We start from the raw sequence: 18,633 nt of genomic DNA on the forward strand, positions 1-18,633 counted from the left end.
TTCCGCCTGATCAAAGACAATACTGGCGGCAGATTCAAAAACTTCATCAGTGACTTCCATTCCACCATGCAGACCAAATTCTTCAGCCATCTTTTTGCCCTGCGTCGTTTGAGCGTCATGAAAGGCGGGCAGGCAGTGCAGAAATTTAACCTGCGGGTTACCGGTGAGCTGCAGCATCTTGCTATTCACTTGATAATCACGCAGTAACGCGATGCGTTCAGCCCATTTCTCTTTCGCTTCTCCCATCGACACCCACACATCCGTGTAGATAAAGTCGGCATCTTTAACGCCTGCCGCAACATCTTCCGTCAGGGTGATATTTCCGCCATGTTTCTGTGCCAGCGCGCGGCATTCGGTAACCAGTGAGGCTTCCGGCCAGCACGCTTGCGGGGCGACCAGCCGCAGATCCAGGCCAGTCAGCGCCGCCGCTTCCAGCATTGAGTTGCCCATGTTATTACGCGCATCTCCGGTATAGACCAGCGTCATTTCATTAAACGCTTTACCCGGTAAATGCTCCTGCATGGTCAGCAGATCCGCCAGAAGCTGTGTTGGGTGAAACTCATTGGTCAGACCGTTCCAGACTGGCACACCTGCATATTCCGCCAGCGTTTCGACAATCTCCTGACCATAGCCGCGATACTGAATACCGTCATACATCCGACCAAGTACGCGGGCGGTATCCTTAATCGATTCTTTATGACCAATCTGACTGCCGCTTGGGCCGAGGTAAGTGACGCGTGCGCCCTGATCATATGCGGCAACTTCGAAAGAGCATCGAGTACGGGTCGAGTCTTTTTCGAAGATGAGCGCGATATTTTTACCCGTGAGTTTGGCTTCTTCTTTGCCGTTTTTCTTATCAGCTTTCAGTTTCGCGGCTAACTGGAGCAGGCTATTGAGTTCCGCTGGCGTGAAATCAAGTAATTTCAGGAAATGCTTATGATAAAACCCGGACATAGGTCCCTCCTGTGGCTGACGTCGTAGTGAATTAAAATTCACTTTATATGTATTATTATTCATTTGCAAATCTAAAGCATAAATCTTTGTCACAAAGGTGGAGGCAATGTCAGTGGTGTGTGACAATAAGAGTATCGGCAGGACATTAAGAGGAATGAGCCATGGCAAACCCGGAACAACTGGAAGAACAACTGGAAGAACAACGTGAAGAAACGCGTTTGATTATCGAAGAATTACTGGAAGATGGTAGCGATCCAGACGCGCTATATACCATTGAGCACCACCTTTCCGCAGACGATCTGGAAACACTGGAAAAAGCCGCGGTTGAAGCATTTAAACTGGGTTATGAAGTGACCGATCCAGAAGAACTGGAAGTAGAAGATGGCGATATCGTGATTTGCTGTGACATTCTCAGCGAGTGTGCGTTGAATGCCGAGCTGATTGACGCTCAGGTTGAGCAACTGATGACACTGGCGGAGAAATTCGACGTTGAGTACGACGGTTGGGGGACTTACTTTGAAGATCCTGATGGTGAAGACGGCGACGATGACGATTTTGTCGACGAAGATGATGACGGCGTCCGCCACTAATTAAGCGTTGACGACAAATGCAAAATTACCTGATGCGCTACGCTTATCAGGTCTACGAGGTTCCTGCAATCTATTGAATTTGTATGCCGGATAAGACGTTCACGCCGCATCCGGCATACACAAAAAGTACATTGTTATTGATCGGATGCCCGATAGTATGAACTGGCGGGCATTTTTTAGAGTTCGCGCAGCATCCGCACTTCACAATCCACATGGCCCGTACAGCCAAGCGCGTAGTCGATATGTTGAAAACCTAAATGTTCATACAGAGCAATAGCGTCTGTCAGAAAAGCTGTTGTTTCCAGATAGCAGCGTTTGAAGCCCATTTCTCGCGCCTGCTCCATCGCCATTAAAGCCAGTTTTTTCGCCAACCCTTTACCGCGAATGTCTGGAAGAAAATACATTTTTTGCAGTTCGCAAATGTCCGATTCACTACCCGTTAGTGGCGCAATTCCACCACCGCCTGCAACTTGACCATCATGTTCAACCACCCAATAAGCGTGACCTGGCAGGCTATACATTTGATACAACTCGTCGAGATTCGGATCGGCGACGGTGTAGCCTTTATCAGCGGTAAGGCCATACTCTGCAGAAACCTGGCGGATGACGCTGGCGATGGCTGCATTATCGGCAGCAGTAAGTTTGCGTAAACGGAGTGTGGGCGAAATGACGACATTCATAGCATAGCTCAATTTAAAATGTATGATTTATAGCTCACTTTAATACCACCCTAACTTATGTGGTGCAAGAAGAAGATAAATCAGAAAATATTAAGCATAGATCTCTTTAAGAAAGCGTATTCTAGACAGACCAGTACTACAGTGCTGGAATTATTATCTATATGAATGGAATTTATTTTAGGGATATGATTCATGAATGATGTAACCATCGGGAAAGATAACTCTCGTCACTCATTTGTATTCACCGGTAAAGGTGGTGAGTATTTTCTTATTTGTCTTGTGAATTTTTTACTGACAATTATTACTCTGGGTATCTATGGGCCATGGGCATTGGTGAAATGCCGTCGTTATATTTATCAACACGTGATGCTCAAGGGGCAATCCTTTAGTTATAAGGGTACTGGAGGTGCTATTTTTATTAGTTTTTTATTCCTTATGGTGGTTTATTTTCTAAGTGTTTTTTGTTTTTCAAGTCAACACTTTGCGCTGGGGGGGCTCCTGTTTGCGCTCTTGATCTGCGGTATTCCATGTATGGCAGTAAAGAGTCTGCAGTATCAGGCGAACATGACCTCACTAAATGGCATTCGCTTTGGCTTTAACTGCTCTATGCTCCGTGCATGGTGGGTTATGTTAGGGCTGCCTGTTCTGTTGGCGTTAGCTTTTTGGTTCATTCTGTATCTTATTGCGCAAGTAACGACATCGATAGGAGGATTATTCTTTAACTTAGTGATGTTAAGTTTACTTTCTGTCGTCGGGCTGGGCGTTATTCATGGTGTTACCTATAGTAAATGGATGCCATTGTTAGGTAATAACTCAAAATTTGGCGTTCATCAATTTTCCATTAAGGTAAGCGTCAAAGATTGTGTTAAAGGATGTATGCTTGCAATATTAACCCTGGTTCCGTTCATTGTTGTGATCGGTATTATGATTGCGCCAGTATTCCAGCAGTTAATGATGATGAGCATGTTGGGACGAACTGATGCAGGTGGCGAGCTCATTATGCAATATTACTCGCAGATCATGGCTTCCTATTTCCTTTATTTCGTCGCGATTCTTGTTTTTGCCAGTTATCTCTATGCCACGTTACGCAATCTGTTTCTGAATAATCTGGCGCTGGCAAATGGAACAATCCGTTTTCATTCGTCCATTACCACGTTCGGTATACTTCTGCGCATGTTTGCTGTATTAATAGGTTCCTCAGTCACCTGTGGCCTGGCTTATCCCTGGCTAAAAATGTGGATGGTTAGCTGGATTGCCAACAATACCCACGTTCAAGGTGACCTTGATTCGCTGGAGTTAACCAATGATGACAAACCGCAGGATAGCGGTCCGTTAATGTGGATATCTCGCGGTATTATGCTGTATGTTCCGTTTATTTAAATAAAAAGGCCGGAGCATGCTCCGGCCTTCGTTTGTATAGTGAATATTACAGCGCGGCGATAACTGCCTGCTGCTCAATCAGTTTCGCTTTTGCTTCCGCATAGCCTTCCAGCTTTTCACGCTCTTTCGCGATAACTGCTTCCGGCGCGCGGGACACAAAGCCTTCATTCGCCAACTTGTTCTCGATGCGGCTGATTTCACCTTCAATCTTCGCCACTTCTTTCGCCAGACGTGCCAGCTCATCTTCTTTGTTGATGAGACCCGCCATCGGGATTAGCAGTTCTGCGCCGTCGACGATCTTAGTAACGGAAACCGGACCTTTGTCATCGGCAGACAGCACGGTGATGCTTTCCAGGCGAGCCAGCGTTTGCAGGAAGCCACGGTTTTCGTTTACACGACGCTCTGCATCCGCGCTGCAACCACGCAACAGCAGCTCCAGCGGTTTACCCGGGGCGATGTTCATTTCCGCGCGAATATTACGTACCGCAACGATCGCCTGCTTCAGCCACTCGGTGTCAGCCAGTGCCGCTTCATCAACCTGAGACGCATCGTACTGAGGGAACGGTTGCAGCATGATGGTGTCAGCAGTGATGCCGCAAAGCACTTTCACACGCTGCCAGATGGTTTCGGTGATGAACGGAATGATCGGATGCGCGAGGCGCAGCAGACCTTCCAGCACGGTCACCAGCGTATGGCGAGTACCGCGCAGTTCGTCTTCGGTGCCACCGTTCATTACCGGCTTGGTCAGCTCCAGATACCAGTCACAGAATTGGTTCCAGGTGAATTCATACAGAATGCCTGCGGCTATATCGAAGCGGAAGCTGTCCAGCGCTTCGCGGTACGCTTTGATAGTCTGGTTGAACTCCGCCAGAATCCAGCGGTCCGCCAGCGACAGCGTCATTTCGCCGCCGTTGAAGCCGCAATCCTGACCTTCAGTGTTCATCAGTACAAAGCGGCTGGCGTTCCACAGCTTGTTACAGAAGTTACGGTAACCTTCCAGGCGCTTCATATCCCAGTTGATGTCACGACCGGTAGAAGCCAGCGCCGCCAGGGTGAAGCGCAGAGCGTCAGTACCGTGCGGCTCAATGCCGTTCGGGAACTGCTTCTCGGTGCGCTTACGGATTTTGTCCGCCAGCTGCGGCTGCATCATATTGCCGGTACGTTTTTCCAGCAGTTCTGGCAGCGAAATACCGTCAACCATATCCAGCGGGTCGATAACGTTACCCTTGGATTTAGACATCTTCTGGCCTTCGTCGTCACGAATCAGACCGGTCATGTAAACGGTGTGGAACGGCACCTGCGGCTTGCCATTTTCATCTTTGATGAAGTGCATGGTCATCATGATCATGCGGGCAATCCAGAAGAAGATGATGTCGAAGCCGGATACCATCACGCTGGTTGGGTGGAACTGACGCAGGGCGTCGGTGTTTTCCGGCCAGCCGAGCGTGGAGAAAGTCCACAGCGCAGAGGAGAACCAGGTGTCGAGAACGTCTTCATCCTGACGCAGGGCAACGTCGGCACCGAGGTTATTTTCTTTACGCACTTCGTCTTCGTTGCGGCCAACATAAACATTACCCGCTTCGTCATACCATGCCGGGATACGGTGACCCCACCATAGCTGACGAGAGATACACCAGTCCTGAATATCGCGCATCCAGGAGAAATACATGTTTTCGTACTGCTTCGGTACGAACTGAATGTCGCCGTTCTCAACCGCTTCAACTGCCGGTTTCGCCAGTACATCGGCACGCACGTACCACTGGTCGGTCAGCATCGGTTCGATAACCACGCCGCCACGGTCGCCATAAGGAACGGTCAGGTCGTGCGGTTTAATTTCTTCCAGCAGGCCGAGCGCGTCAACCGCAGCAACGACTGCTTTACGTGCAGCAAAACGCTCCAGTTTCTGGAATTCAGCCGGGATCTCGCTGGAATAAACGTCGGATTCATTACCTTTGGTATCGAACACCTGAGCGCTTTCACGGATATCACCGTCAAAGGTCAGAATGTTGATCATTGGCAGGCTATGACGCTTACCGACTTCATAGTCGTTAAAGTCGTGCGCCGGAGTGATCTTCACGCAGCCGGTGCCTTTTTCCATGTCGGCGTGTTCATCGCCAACGATCGGAATACGGCGGTTAACCAGCGGCAGAATGACATATTTGCCAATCAGATCTTTGTAACGCGGATCTTCCGGGTTAACGGCCACGCCGGTATCGCCCAGCAGGGTTTCCGGGCGGGTGGTCGCAACCACCAGATAATCTTTACCGTCTGCGGTTTTCGCGCCGTCAGCCAGCGGATAGCGGATGTGCCACATCGAACCTTTCGATTCGCGGTTTTCCACTTCAAGGTCGGAGATAGCGGTACGCAGTTTCGGGTCCCAGTTTACCAGGCGCTTGCCACGGTAAATCAGGTCTTCTTTATACAGACGAACGAAAACTTCTTTCACCGCATTGGACAGGCCTTCGTCCATGGTGAAGCGTTCACGCTCCCAGTCGACGGAGTTGCCGAGACGGCGCATCTGACGGGTAATGGTGCCGCCGGATTCCGCTTTCCATTCCCAGATTTTGTCGATGAAAGCTTCGCGGCCGTAGTCGTGACGGGTTTTACCTTCTTCTGCGGCAATCTTGCGCTCAACGACCATCTGGGTAGCGATCCCGGCGTGGTCAGTACCGACCTGCCACAGGGTGTTTTTACCCTGCATGCGCTGATAGCGGATCATGGTATCCATGATGGTTTGCTGGAAGGCGTGACCCATATGCAAACTGCCGGTGACGTTCGGCGGCGGGATCATGATGCAGAAACTTTCCTGGCTTTCATCGCCATTAGGCTTAAAGTAGCCCTGCTTTTCCCAGTGCTCGTAAAGCGGCTGTTCGATATCTTGTGGGTTATATGTCTTTTCCATTATTTCCAGGTTGCCGTATTCAGGTTGAAACCAGCCACGCGGTAGGCTTTATAGCGTTCGCGCGCCAGTTGTTTCAGAGAATCTTCATAAGGAACGAAGTCTACCACTTCTGTGAAAGCGGTGGCAAAATCTGCAAAGCTTGTTCGCAGACTAATCAATATATCGCGCGGGCTGCTGCTGCGCTTTTGCGGCCAGGCGATCTCCACCGGCGCACCGCCGCGCGGTCCTTCTCCCGCTAAATTATGCGGAACAAAGCTTTCTGCCGGACGCGCCCACAGGGCTTCATCCAGTCTGTAAGCCTGCTTTTCATCTTCACAGGCGATGAGTACGCGCTTACCACTGCGCCAACGTTCTGCGGCAATTTCACACACCAACTGCTCAACGGCGCTTAAGCCATCGACGGTGGTGTCATTGTCCAGAAGGTAGAACGTTGCGTTTTTCATATATGGGGCTTCTTGTGGTGGATTTAAATACACATCAGGTAAACACCGTATTGCCTGATGCGACGCTGTCGCGTCTTATCAGGCCTACGAGTTCAGTGCTGTGTAGGTCGGATAAGGCGTTTATGCCGCATCCGACAATAACAACAATGCCTGATGCGACGCTATCGCGTCTTATCAGGCTTACGAGTTCAGTGCTGTGTAGGTCGGATAAGGCGTTTACGCCGCATCCGGCAATAACAACAATGCCTGATGCGACGCTATCGCGTCTTATCAGGCCTACGAGTTCAGTGCTGTGTAGGCCGGACAAGGCGTTTACGCCGCATCCGACAATAACAATGCCTGATGCAATTACTCTTCGCCGTTAAATCCGGCGCGGTTTAGCAGGAACTGTGCCAGCAACGCTACCGGACGACCGGTTGCGCCTTTTGCCTTGCCAGAACGCCAGGCGGTTCCGGCGATATCCAGGTGCGCCCAGTTGTACTTACGGGTAAAGCGCGACAGGAAACAACCCGCGGTAATCGCCCCGCCTGGACGTCCGCCAATATTCGCCATATCGGCAAAATTGGACTCCAGTTGCTCCTGATACTCATCACCCAGTGGTAAACGCCATGCGCGGTCACCGGATTGTTCAGACGCGGCAATCAGCTCATGGGCCAGCGGGTTATGGTTTGCCATCAGACCTGTGATGTGATGGCCCAGCGCGATAACGCAAGCGCCAGTCAATGTTGCGACGTCAATCACCGCTTCCGGCTCAAAACGCTCAACATAGGTTAACACGTCGCACAGTACCAGGCGGCCTTCGGCGTCGGTGTTTAGCACTTCTACGGTTTGACCGGACATGGTGGTTAACACATCGCCCGGACGATAGGCACGCCCGCCAGGCATATTTTCGCAGCCTGCCAGTACGCCGATAACGTTAATCGGCAGTTGCAGCTCCGCGACCATGCGCATCACGCCGTAAACCGCTGCCGCACCGCACATATCGTACTTCATCTCATCCATGCCTTCTGAAGGCTTGATAGAGATACCGCCAGAGTCGAAGGTTAAACCTTTACCCACCAGCACAATCGGGCGCGCATCTTCCGACGCGTTGCCCTTGTACTCAATAACCGACATCAGCGATTCGTTTTGCGAGCCCTGACCGACCGCCAGATAAGAGTGCATTCCCAGCTCTTTCATCTGCTGCTCGCCGATAACACGGGTAATGACATTCTTACTGTAGCTGTCAGCCAACTGGCGCGCCTGAGAGGCGAGGTAGGCGGCGTTACAGATATTCGGCGGCATATTGCCGAGATCTTTCGCAGCTTTAATGCCTGCCGCAATCGCCAGACCGTGTTGGATCGCGCGCTCGCCGCTGGTCAGCTCACGGCGGGTCGGCACGTTGAACACCATTTTACGCAGCGGACGACGCGGCTCGCTCTTGTTGGTTTTCAACTGATCGAAACTGTAGAGCGTCTCTTTTGCCGTCTCGACAGCCTGACGCACTTTCCAGTAGTTGTTACGGCCTTTAACGTGCAGTTCAGTCAGAAAGCAGACCGCTTCCATTGAGCCAGTATCATTCAGCGTATTAATGGTTTTCTGAATAACCTGCTTGTACTGACGCTCATCCAGCTCACGTTCTTTGCCGCAACCAATAAGGAGGATGCGCTCGGAAAGTACGTTTGGCACATGGTGCAGCAACAATGTCTGCCCCGGTTTTCCTTCCAGTTCGCCCCGACGTAGCAGGGCGCTGATGTACCCATCGCTGATTTTATCGAGCTGTTCTGCAATCGGAGAAAGGCGACGTGGTTCGAAGACGCCCACGACGATGCAGGCACTCCGCTGTTTCTCCGGGCTACCGCTTTTTACACTAAACTCCATGCACTACGCTCCTGAATCTTAAAGACAACGGCGGTGGCTACAGATAGAATTGCAAGCTTTCGTAACTCATGTCCGCTGTTGCGATGACTTCGTGTTAATCTTAACGTTATTACGGCATTGGCACGTCAGAACAAAATCTGAGAGGTGATTCCGTTGAGTATAATTATCTTAGCGACGATTTCGACGACTCAAGAGAATAAATGACGTTTAAGCCATGAAACAAGCTAAAATCCTGCAAAAGACGAGTTTTTACGGGCGTATTTAAAGTGATAATCATAAGATATCTGGTACGGGAGACGCTCAAAAGCCAGCTGGCGATACTCTTCATCTTGCTTTTGATCTTCTTCTGTCAAAAGTTAGTGAGGATCCTCGGCGCAGCGGTTGACGGCGATATTCCAGCGAATCTGGTGCTCTCCCTTCTCGGACTGGGCGTGCCGGAAATGGCGCAGCTTATCCTGCCACTAAGCCTGTTTCTCGGGCTATTGATGACGTTGGGCAAACTGTATACCGAAAGTGAAATTACGGTAATGCATGCCTGCGGCCTAAGCAAAGCGGTTCTGGTGAAAGCGGCGATGATCCTCGCAGTGTTCACAGCGATTGTTGCGGCGGTTAACGTTATGTGGGCCGGGCCGTGGTCATCGCGCCATCAGGACGAAGTTCTGGCGGAAGCGAAAGCTAACCCGGGTATGGCGGCGCTGGCGCAAGGGCAATTCCAGCAGGCGACTAACGGTAGTTCGGTACTGTTTATTGAAAGCGTTGACGGCAGCAATTTCAAAGATGTGTTCCTCGCGCAAATTCGTCCAAAAGGCAATGCACGCCCTTCTGTGGTAGTGGCAGATTCCGGGCATTTAACCCAACTGCGCGATGGTTCCCAGGTCGTTACCCTCAATCAGGGAACGCGTTTCGAAGGAACCGCGCTACTGCGTGATTTCCGCATTACGGACTTTCAGGATTATCAGGCAATCATTGGCCACCAGGCGGTGGCGCTGGATCCAAACGATACCGACCAGATGGACATGCGCACGCTGTGGAACACCGATACTACGCGTGCTCGCGCGGAGCTGAACTGGCGCATCACGTTGATATTTAATGTATTTATGATGGCGCTGATGGTTGTGCCGCTGAGTGTGGTTAATCCGCGTCAGGGGCGTGTCCTGTCAATGCTGCCAGCGATGTTGCTGTATCTGCTGTTCTTCCTGATCCAAACGTCTCTGAAATCTAACGGCGGTAAGGGCAAGCTGGACCCGACGCTGTGGATGTGGACTGTTAACCTGATTTATCTGGTGCTGGCGATTGTTCTGAACCTTTGGGATACGGTGCCGGTCCGCCGTCTGCGCGCCAGTTTTTCGCGTAAAGGAGCGGTGTGATGCAAGCTTTTGGCGTACTTGACCGCTATATCGGTAAAACCATTTTCACCACCATCATGATGATGCTGTTCATGCTGGTGTCGCTCTCCGGCATTATCAAGTTTGTCGATCAGTTGAAAAAAGCCGGGCAGGGGAGCTACGACGCATTAGGCGCCGGGATGTATACCCTGCTTAGCGTGCCGAAAGATGTACAAATCTTCTTTCCGATGGCGGCTTTGCTAGGCGCGTTGCTCGGGTTGGGGATGTTGGCTCAACGTAGTGAACTGGTGGTGATGCAGGCTTCTGGTTTTACTCGTATGCAGGTGGCGCTGTCGGTAATGAAAACCGCTATTCCACTGGTATTGCTGACGATGGCGATGGGTGAGTGGATCGCGCCGCAGGGTGAACAGATGGCGCGTAATTACCGTGCGCAGGCAATGTACGGCGGCTCGTTGCTCTCTACTCAGCAAGGTTTATGGGCGAAAGATGGTAACAATTTTGTTTATATCGAGCGGGTAAAAGGCGATGAAGAGTTAGGCGGTATCAGTATTTATGCCTTTAACGAAAATCGTCGTTTGCAATCAGTACGCTATGCTGCCTCTGCGAAGTTTGATCCCGAGCATAAAGTCTGGCGCCTGTCGCAGGTTGATGAATCTGATCTGACTAATCCAAAACAGATAACTGGTTCGCAGACTGTGAGCGGCACCTGGAAAACTAATCTCACGCCAGACAAACTGGGCGTGGTGGCTCTGGACCCGGATGCACTCTCTATCAGCGGTTTGCACAACTATGTGAAGTATCTGAAATCTAGCGGCCAGGACGCCGGGCGTTATCAGCTCAACATGTGGAGCAAAATATTCCAGCCGCTTTCTGTGGCGGTGATGATGCTGATGGCGCTGTCGTTCATTTTCGGCCCACTGCGTAGCGTACCGATGGGCGTGCGTGTGGTCACCGGTATCAGCTTTGGCTTCGTGTTCTACGTACTGGACCAGATCTTTGGCCCACTAACGCTGGTTTACGGTATTCCGCCGATCATCGGCGCATTGCTACCAAGTGCCAGCTTCTTCGTAATCAGCCTGTGGCTGTTAATGAGAAAATCGTAAACAGATGACCGAATAAAGGGAGCGAAAGCTCCCTTTATTATTGTTAGCAAAGTGCGATTTGTTCATGCCGAATGCGGCGTGAACGCCTTGTCCAGCTCACAAAAACATGCAAATTTAATATATTGCAGTGGCGTAGGCCTGATAAGAGGCGTCAGCGTCGCATCAGGCAAAGGCAAAACGCACTTGGCTTACCTTTTTCTCCCCCCGAGCAAACTCCCCAGCACACCGCGCACAATCTGATTTGTCACCTGGCGGGCGGCGCTTTTTGCCATCGTTTGTACCACACCGTCTTTCTTCCCGCCGCGCGGCCCGGTCGTGCCAAATAAAATATCTTTTAATCCACTAAGAATACCGTTATCCACTGCCATTTCTTTCCCTTTGGCAGGAGGATTATTTTGCTGCCCGGTATTCGCCTGCACGCCTTTTTGCAGCATCTCATACGCGGATTCCCGATCCACGCCATCTTCATACTTGCCATACACCGGAGAGTGGTTAATCAGGTCATTTCGCTCATCTTCCGTCACTGGTCCCATCCGCGAACATGGCGCAATCACCATCGCCCGCTCTACCACCGACGGACTCCCTTTTGCATCCAGAAGCGAGATTAATGCCTCGCCGGTCCCCAGCTCCTGAATCGCCTTTTCGGTATCAAATGCCGGATTGGCACGCATTGTTTGCGCCGCCGCTTTCACTGCTTTTTGATCTTTCGGCGTAAAAGCGCGAAGGGCGTGCTGAACACGGTTTCCCAACTGCCCAAGTACATTATCAGGAATATCGGACGGATTTTGCGAGACGAACCAGACGCCTACGCCTTTCGAGCGGATAAGTCGTATCACTTGCTCAATCTTATCCAGCAGCACCTGCGGAGCATCGTTAAACAGCAGGTGTGCTTCATCGAAGAAAAACACCAGTTTCGGTTTCTCCAGATCGCCCGCTTCCGGTAGTTGCTCATACAACTCCGAGAGCGTCCATAGCAGACTGGTGGCGTACAGTTTCGGCATCTGATAAAGCTTTTCTGCGCTGAGGATATTGATGACCCCTTTTCCGTTGGCATCGGTACGTATCCAGTCTTTGATGTCCAGCATCGGCTCGCCAAAGAAGTGCGCGGCGCCTTGCTGTTCCAGCGACAGCAGCCTGCGCTGGATTGCGCCAATCGATGCGCTACTGATATTCCCATACTGATTCTGGAAGGATTTGGCGTTATCGCCGATGTACTGAGTAATTGCCCGCAGATCTTTAAAGTCGAGCAGCAACAATCCCTGATCGTCGGCAATGCGGAAGATAATATTCAGCACGCCGGATTGCACATCGTTGAGATTTAATAGCCGCGCCAGCAATAGCGGCCCCAGATCCGAGACCGTCGCGCGTACCGGATGGCCTTTCTCGCCAAAGATATCCCACACCACCACCGGATTGGCATGCGGTTGCCAGTTATTGACGCCGATATTTTTCAGCCTTGCGAGCAGTTTTTCCGAAGATGTACCTTCCTCCGCTACTCCCGTTAAATCACCTTTCACATCGGCCATAAACACCGGAACACCGATTTCCGACAGTGACTCCGCCAGTTTTTGCAGCGTAACGGTTTTGCCCGTCCCCGTTGCGCCAGTAATCAGCCCGTGACGGTTAGCCATACCCGGCAGTAAAAATAGTTCTGTGTCCGGCGTGCGGGCAATTAACAGGGGGGCGCTCATGAGATTTCCTCCAGTTTCCTGCCTGGAGTATAGGCAACGGCTGTGCACTCTTCACCGGTAAATTCAGCAGATTGCGAGACGCCTTCCAAAGAGATTTTATCGCCGGGCGGCAGACACCCGGCAAAGGGATTAGAAGTCGGCTTTCAACACCACCCGATAACGTGCCTTACCGTCGCGTACATGCTGTATGGCATCGTTAATTTTTGACATCGGGAACAGTTCGATGGTTGGCGCAACCTTACTGCGGGCGGCGAAGCGCATCAGCTTACGCAGTTCGTAAGGCGTGCCGGTAGCTGAACCTGAGACACTGCGATCGCCTACAATCAATGTAAAGGCCGGAACAGACAGCGGCGTCAGCACCGCACCGACCGTGTGAAAATTGCCGCCATAGGTCAGCGCCTCAAAATAAGGCTGCCAGTCGAGGCTAACATTGACGGTGTTGATAATGAGATCGAACTGACCCGCCAGAGCTTTCAGTGCCTGAGGATCGCGGCTGTTCACTACTTTATCAGCGCCCATTGCCAGCACTTCCTGCTCTTTTGCTGGGTTTGAACTAAAGGCGGTCACCTCACATCCCATCGCGTGCAAAAGCTTAATGGCGATATGCCCCAGCCCGCCAATGCCAATCACCCCGACGCGGCTGGTGGCGGTAATATGGTGCATTAACAGCGGTTTAAAGACCGTGATGCCACCGCACAACAGCGGCCCGGCTGACTCGATATCGATATTTTCCGGCAGCGGAATCACCCATTGCCAGTCCGCACGCAACTTCTCGGCAAAGCCGCCGTGATTCATAATCGTCGGCACCACGCCTTGCTCGCAGTTGATCTGATTGCCGCTAATACAGGCATCACAGTGACCACAGCTACGCGCCGTCCAGCCAACCCCGACTCGCTGACCAATCTGCAAGCCTTTATTTTGCGCGGCGCTACCTAATGCAACCACGCGCCCAATCACCTCATGCCCGGCAACCAACGGGTATTGTGAAAATCCCCATTCGTTATCGATCATCGACAGATCGGAATGGCAAATCCCGCAGTAATCCACCTGCACTTCGACATCTTGTGGCTTCAGTTCACCGGGATCGTATTCATAAACTTCCAGTTCGCCGCCAGCCTCTTTTGCGGCATAGCTTTTTATCATCGACATGGTTTTGTCCTTCTCTGGTGTTGTCAGGGAAGTGTAGAGTATGGTCGGGCGGGGCGCCTGGAGTGTGATAAAGATTACACATCGCCGAAGACAATGCTGAAATTTTCAGCACTTAGCAAGGCAGGTGCAAGCTGGCGCTTGCATGGTGGCGCGTGACAGGTATAATTCACAGCGTTTTCCGCATACCTCTTCAGTGCCGAAGTGGCGAAATCGGTAGACGCAGTTGATTCAAAATCAACCGTAGAAATACGTGCCGGTTCGAGTCCGGCCTTCGGCACCATCGAAGCATCAATAGACGTCAACGGACGTCTTTTTTTGTGCCTGAGATCCAGTATCCGCAAGGCTTTCCTCGCTTTTTCACTTAACCTAAGTCAACCTGATTCAATCTACATCAACTTACTGATGTGGGTACATCTGCGGGTATATCCCGGTTCGATAATGTTTGTACCCGCACAGAACCCTTGAAAGGATACTCATCATGGCTCTGAGTGATGTGAAAGTTCGTTCGGCAAAGCCTGAAGCTAAAGCCTATAAACTTACTGACGGTGAAGGCATGGTTTTGCTGGTTCATCCTAATGGTTCTAAATATTGGCGGCTACGTTATCGCTTTGCTGGAAAAGAAAAGATGCTGGCGCTGGGGAAATACCCTGAAGTGTCGTTGGCGGATGCACGGGCACGCCGGGATGAGGCCCGTAAGCTGTTAGCTAATGGCGTCGATCCCAGTGAAAACAGGAAAGCCGTTAAGGTAGAGCAGGAGCAAGAGGCGATAACTTTTGAAGTGGTTGCCAGAGACTGGCATGTCAGCAATCAAAAGTGGTCTGAGTCGCACAGTGCTCGTGTATTGAAAAGCCTGGAAGATAATCTCTTTTCAGCCATTGGTAAGCGGAACATTGCTGAATTGAAGACACGGGATCTGCTTATCCCCATCAAAGCCGTCGAGTCATCCGGGCGGCTCGAAGTTGCCGCCCGTTTACAGCAGCGTACTACCTCTATTATGCGATTTGCTGTGCAGAGTGGTTTAATCGACTATAACCCTGCGCAAGAGATTGCCGGTGCGATTGCTACGGCGAAAAGAAAGCACCGTGCGGCTCTGGAGCTTAACCGTATACCTGAATTACTTCTCCGCATTGATCACTACTCTGGTAGACCGTTAACCCGACTGGCGGTTGAACTGACTTTGTTGGTTTTCATCCGCTCAAGCGAGCAGCGCTTTGCTCGCTGGTCTGAAGTGGATTTTGAAACGGCTATGTGGACAATTCCTGGTGAACGTGAACCGCTGGAAGGCGTTAAGTATTCTCATCGTGGTTCGAAGATGCGGACGACTCATATTGTGCCTTTGTCTCGTCAGGCGCTGGCTATTCTGGAAAAGATCAAAGGTTTGAGTGGGAATCGAGAGCTGATCTTTGTGGGTGATCACGATCCGCATAAGCCTATGAGTGAGAACACGGTGAATAAGGCTTTACGAGTGATGGGCTATGACACGAAAACGGAAGTATGCGGGCATGGTTTTAGGACGATGGCCTGTAGTTCATTGATAGAGTCGGGTTTGTGGTCTCGTGATGCAGTGGAACGTCAGATGAGCCACATGGAACGTAATTCAGTGAGGGCCGCGTATATCCATAAAGCAGAACATCTGGAAGAACGGCGACTGATGTTACAATGGTGGGCCGATTTTCTGGATGCGAACCGGGAGAAGGGTATCAGTCCGTTTGAATATGCAAAGATTAACAATCCATTAAAATAGTAAGCAGTCCGGGCTGATTGCCCGGACTGCTTTAACTAATTATTTTTCTTTGAAAATGATGACGAAGATTGATGTTCTGACAAGTTACTCCGGCTTCCATTAAAGTCCCTTCGTCACGTTCTTCAGGCTATTTATGACTGTGATTAGCACCAGGAATATCTGGTTTCCATGAGAGCAGGTAATAACCCCCGGTGTTTTCGGCTGTTCTGGTATCCTCGTCCAACACAGGCAGTCATTATAAACGGTAAAAATGTATTCACTGTTATGAAATCAATAGTCCTGACGTACTGTTGAATGTGCTTGTGTTCTGAACCTTGTACAACCAGTACATTTTATACCGAATTATAAACAAAACATTGTATCCAACTTTTTCAATATGGACAATAGTTGTCCATATGGTGGTTTTATATTCGATAAATCAATGGATTTCATTGAGTCACAGGACTGGTAATGGATGAAAATGCTTTAGGGTTTACCTCATACTGGCGCAACTCGCTTGCGGATGCTGAGTCAGGAAAGGGCAGTTTTGAACGGAAAGACGCCAAAAATTTCACTCACTGGCATGGGATAGCAGCGGGACGTCTTGACGAAGCGATTGTCAGTAAATTTTTTAAGGGAGAAAAAGACGATGTCGAAACGGTCGATGTCATCTTGCGCCCAAAAGTTTATTTCCGGTTACTGCAGCATGGTAAGGACCGTTCTGCAGGTGCGCCTGATATTGTTACCCCGATAGTGACGCCAGCCTTGCTAAGCCGTGAGGGTTTTTTATATCCGACGCCAGCGACCTCCATTCCCAGAGACCTGCTTGAACCTTTGCCAAAAGGAGCATTTTCGATTGGTGAGATTGGGCAGTATGACAAATACAAGACAATCCATACCTCGTTCTCTATCGACTTTGATGACAGTGTTGATAAGACTGCCGAAACGGATGAAGAACGGGAAGCACGATATGCAGCCTTGCAGCAGGAGTGGTGTCAATATCTGGATGATTCAGAAAGGCTGCTGAAGAACGTTGCCGGCGACTGGATTAAAAATCCTGAGCAATATGAACTCGCTGAGCACGGTTATATTGTTAAAACGGCGCAATCTGGCGGTGCCAGTTTCCATATCCTTTCGCTTTATGATCACCTGCTTGTTTGCAAGAAGGATGTGCCGCTCTTCAATCGCTTCGCCTCGCGAGAGGTTCATGCTGCAGAGTCTTTGCTGGCCCCAGGAGCAAAATTCAGCGACAGGCTTGGACACTCCGGAGATAAGTTTCCGCTGGCAAAGGCTCAGCGCGATGCCTTAAGCCATTTTCTGGATGCAAGACATGGCGATATCCTTGCTGTTAATGGCCCTCCGGGAACCGGAAAAACCACGCTGGTGCTTTCTATCATCGCCACGCAGTGGGCCAGAGCGGCTCTCGAAAAATCTGAGCCTCCGGTTATTATCGCGACTTCAACGAATAACCAGGCTGTAACGAACATTATTGAGGCATTCGGGAAAGACTTTTCGCAAGGTTCAGGTGTGATGGCCGGGCGATGGTTGCCAGAGCTGAAAAGCTTCGGCGCTTATTTTCCCTCAAGCAGTCGTAAAGCTGAGGCAGCCAAAAAATATCAAACTGAAGATTTCTTCAACCAGGTTGAGTCAAAAGAGTATGTAGAGGATGCTCTGCTGTTTTATCTGGAGAAAGCTAAGGCAGCTTTTCCTGAAAAAGAGTGTTCATCCCCTGAAAAGGTCATTGAACTCCTGCATGGTCAGTTGGCAGCAAAATCCGAGCAACTGATAAGACTGAACGCAACATGGCAAACGTTAAGCCAGGTACGGGCTGCGCGTGAGCTTATTGCTAACGACATTGAGCAATATCTCGATAATTTAAATAAATTACTTTCCGGACAAGAACAAAAAGTCACTCTACTGAAGAGTGCTAAAACGGAATGGAAAAAATATCGCGCCGGTGAATCACTGATCTATTCATTATTTTCCTGGCTCCCGGCGGTTCGTAGTAAGCGACAGTTCCAAATACAGCTGTTTCTCGAAGATAAATTAGGCGCGCTGATTGCAGGAAATCAGTGGTCTGATCCTGAAACTATCGAACGTAATATTGATGTGCTACTCAATTCCGCTGAGTGCGAGCAAACAACATACCGGAAGCAGATTGACTCCGCCCATGAAATCTTTCTTAAAGAACAGCAGGCGGTTCAGGAGTGGCAGAGGCTGGCACTTGATTTAGGGTATGAGGGCGACGAGGAACTGAGCTTCTCACAGGCCGATGAACTGGCTGATACACAGATTCGCTTCCCTGCATTTTTACTGACGACTCACTATGTAGTGGTCAACAAAAACTGGCCACCGCTTTAGAGTTTTTCCAGTATCGGTTTTCCGATTCATTTGGTGGCAACCCACCGTTATATTCGTGCGGCCTGAGCGCGTTGTAATACCCAACGATATAGTCCGTTATTTCATGGGCAGCATCGCTGAAGTTCATGTAACCCGTCACCGGTATCCACTCGTTTTTCAGACTCCTGAAGAAGCGCTCCATCGGGCTGTTATCCCAGCAATTTCCTCGTCGACTCAGACTCTGTTTGATCTGGTAACGCCACAGTAACTGCCGGAACTGCCTGCTTGTATAGTGGCTGCCCTGATCGCTGTGGAACATTACCCCGGCTGGTTTACTGCGGATTTCCCAGGCCATTTTCAGCGCTTTGATGGTCAGTCTGCTGTCCGGAGAGAACGACATTGCCCAACCTACCGGTTTCCTTGCAAACAGGTCGAGAACAACGGCAAGGTATGCCCAACGTTTCCCCGTCCA

The 18,633-nt window shown here is 50.5% G+C and carries 14 protein-coding genes, 1 tRNA gene and 1 pseudogene; 8 read left to right on the forward strand and 8 right to left on the reverse strand.

Features of this window, described 5'->3' with window-relative positions:
- On the reverse strand, window positions 1–954 hold a 954-nt coding region (gene argF / locus EA14781_RS16405), incomplete at its 3' end, for an ornithine carbamoyltransferase (protein ID WP_042335916.1).
- A 161-nt stretch (window positions 955–1,115) separates the two neighbouring features.
- Between argF and rraB the strand changes: the two genes are divergently transcribed.
- Window positions 1,116–1,544, forward strand: a complete 429-nt coding sequence (gene rraB, locus EA14781_RS16410; RefSeq protein ID WP_000002944.1) for a ribonuclease E inhibitor RraB — start codon at window positions 1,116–1,118, stop codon at window positions 1,542–1,544.
- Window positions 1,545–1,720: 176 nt separating this feature from the next.
- Here the strand turns inward: rraB and EA14781_RS16415 are convergent, their stop codons facing one another.
- Window positions 1,721–2,224, reverse strand: coding sequence for a GNAT family N-acetyltransferase (locus EA14781_RS16415; protein ID WP_001103596.1), 504 nt, complete (start codon window positions 2,222–2,224; stop codon window positions 1,721–1,723).
- Between the two features lie 192 nt (window positions 2,225–2,416).
- Here EA14781_RS16415 and EA14781_RS16420 point away from each other — a divergent pair, with 192 nt between their 5' ends.
- Window positions 2,417–3,604, forward strand: a complete 1,188-nt coding sequence (locus EA14781_RS16420) for a YjgN family protein (RefSeq protein WP_001000744.1) — start codon at window positions 2,417–2,419, stop codon at window positions 3,602–3,604.
- 46 nt (window positions 3,605–3,650) lie between these two features.
- On the opposite strand, the gene valS is transcribed toward EA14781_RS16420, so the two are convergent.
- From valS to pepA, 3 genes are all read right to left on the reverse strand, one after another.
- Window positions 3,651–6,506 carry a valine--tRNA ligase gene (valS, locus tag EA14781_RS16425; RefSeq protein WP_000416430.1) on the reverse strand — a complete coding sequence of 952 codons (2,856 nt, stop codon included), beginning with the start codon at window positions 6,504–6,506 and terminating at the stop codon, window positions 3,651–3,653.
- Window positions 6,506–6,949, reverse strand: coding sequence for a DNA polymerase III subunit chi (gene holC / locus EA14781_RS16430; protein ID WP_000786399.1), 444 nt, complete (start codon window positions 6,947–6,949; stop codon window positions 6,506–6,508). Before holC ends, valS begins: the two co-directional genes overlap by 1 nt.
- Before the next feature lie 348 nt (window positions 6,950–7,297).
- A complete protein-coding gene (pepA, locus tag EA14781_RS16435; protein ID WP_000397144.1) occupies window positions 7,298–8,809 on the reverse strand; it encodes a leucyl aminopeptidase in 1,512 nt (503 codons plus the stop codon).
- Window positions 8,810–8,962: 153 nt separating this feature from the next.
- Between pepA and ytgA the strand changes: the two genes are divergently transcribed.
- The 3 genes from ytgA (at window position 8,963) to lptG (ending at window position 11,258) form a co-directional block, all read left to right on the forward strand.
- Window positions 8,963–9,013 (forward strand): protein YtgA, encoded by a 51-nt coding sequence (ytgA, locus tag EA14781_RS25450; RefSeq protein WP_211180521.1) that lies wholly within the window; start codon window positions 8,963–8,965, stop codon window positions 9,011–9,013.
- Window positions 9,014–9,075: 62 nt separating this feature from the next.
- Window positions 9,076–10,176, forward strand: coding sequence for an LPS export ABC transporter permease LptF (gene lptF / locus EA14781_RS16440; protein WP_000584125.1), 1,101 nt, complete (start codon window positions 9,076–9,078; stop codon window positions 10,174–10,176).
- Window positions 10,176–11,258 carry an LPS export ABC transporter permease LptG gene (lptG, locus tag EA14781_RS16445; RefSeq protein ID WP_002430351.1) on the forward strand — a complete coding sequence of 361 codons (1,083 nt, stop codon included), beginning with the start codon at window positions 10,176–10,178 and terminating at the stop codon, window positions 11,256–11,258. The genes lptF and lptG overlap by 1 nt, the downstream gene beginning before the upstream one ends.
- Window positions 11,259–11,446: 188 nt before the next feature.
- On the opposite strand, the gene EA14781_RS16450 is transcribed toward lptG, so the two are convergent.
- Together EA14781_RS16450 and ahr are read right to left on the reverse strand one after the other, a co-directional pair.
- Entirely contained in the window at window positions 11,447–12,949 is a 1,503-nt protein-coding gene (locus tag EA14781_RS16450; protein ID WP_002430349.1) for a helicase HerA-like C-terminal domain-containing protein, read from the reverse strand.
- Between the two features lie 129 nt (window positions 12,950–13,078).
- Window positions 13,079–14,098 (reverse strand): NADPH-dependent aldehyde reductase Ahr, encoded by a 1,020-nt coding sequence (gene ahr, locus EA14781_RS16455; RefSeq protein ID WP_000061771.1) that lies wholly within the window; start codon window positions 14,096–14,098, stop codon window positions 13,079–13,081.
- Between the two features lie 195 nt (window positions 14,099–14,293).
- Here ahr and EA14781_RS16460 point away from each other — a divergent pair.
- The 3 genes and pseudogenes from EA14781_RS16460 to EA14781_RS16470 form a co-directional block, all read left to right on the forward strand.
- A tRNA-Leu gene (locus tag EA14781_RS16460) sits at window positions 14,294–14,378 on the forward strand.
- Window positions 14,379–14,576: 198 nt separating this feature from the next.
- The gene (locus EA14781_RS16465; protein ID WP_001218319.1) at window positions 14,577–15,842 is read left to right on the forward strand and encodes a tyrosine-type recombinase/integrase; all 1,266 of its coding nucleotides are present in this window, start codon (window positions 14,577–14,579) and stop codon (window positions 15,840–15,842) included.
- Window positions 15,843–16,292: 450 nt separating this feature from the next.
- Window positions 16,293–18,149: pseudogene (locus EA14781_RS16470) on the forward strand (AAA domain-containing protein); the annotation flags it as partial.
- A 7-nt stretch (window positions 18,150–18,156) separates the two neighbouring features.
- Here the strand turns inward: EA14781_RS16470 and EA14781_RS16475 are convergent.
- Window positions 18,157–18,633: IS3 family transposase (locus EA14781_RS16475; protein WP_042335918.1), on the reverse strand; the 477-nt coding region annotated here is incomplete at its 5' end.

It is taken from the genome of Escherichia albertii NBRC 107761 = DSM 17582 (genome assembly GCF_000759775.1).
Lineage (GTDB): Bacteria > Pseudomonadota > Gammaproteobacteria > Enterobacterales > Enterobacteriaceae > Escherichia > Escherichia albertii.

Coding starts and splice junctions, on each gene's coding strand:
- rraB (WP_000002944.1), top strand. CDS start 1,116: ATGGCAAACCCGGAACAACTGGAAGAACAACTGGAAGAACAACGTGAA.
- EA14781_RS16415 (WP_001103596.1), bottom strand. CDS start 2,224: ATGAATGTCGTCATTTCGCCCACACTCCGTTTACGCAAACTTACTGCT.
- EA14781_RS16420 (WP_001000744.1), top strand. CDS start 2,417: ATGAATGATGTAACCATCGGGAAAGATAACTCTCGTCACTCATTTGTA.
- valS (WP_000416430.1), bottom strand. CDS start 6,506: ATGGAAAAGACATATAACCCACAAGATATCGAACAGCCGCTTTACGAG.
- holC (WP_000786399.1), bottom strand. CDS start 6,949: ATGAAAAACGCAACGTTCTACCTTCTGGACAATGACACCACCGTCGAT.
- pepA (WP_000397144.1), bottom strand. CDS start 8,809: ATGGAGTTTAGTGTAAAAAGCGGTAGCCCGGAGAAACAGCGGAGTGCC.
- lptG (WP_002430351.1), top strand. CDS start 10,176: ATGCAAGCTTTTGGCGTACTTGACCGCTATATCGGTAAAACCATTTTC.
- EA14781_RS16450 (WP_002430349.1), bottom strand. CDS start 12,949: ATGAGCGCCCCCCTGTTAATTGCCCGCACGCCGGACACAGAACTATTT.
- ahr (WP_000061771.1), bottom strand. CDS start 14,098: ATGTCGATGATAAAAAGCTATGCCGCAAAAGAGGCTGGCGGCGAACTG.
- EA14781_RS16465 (WP_001218319.1), top strand. CDS start 14,577: ATGGCTCTGAGTGATGTGAAAGTTCGTTCGGCAAAGCCTGAAGCTAAA.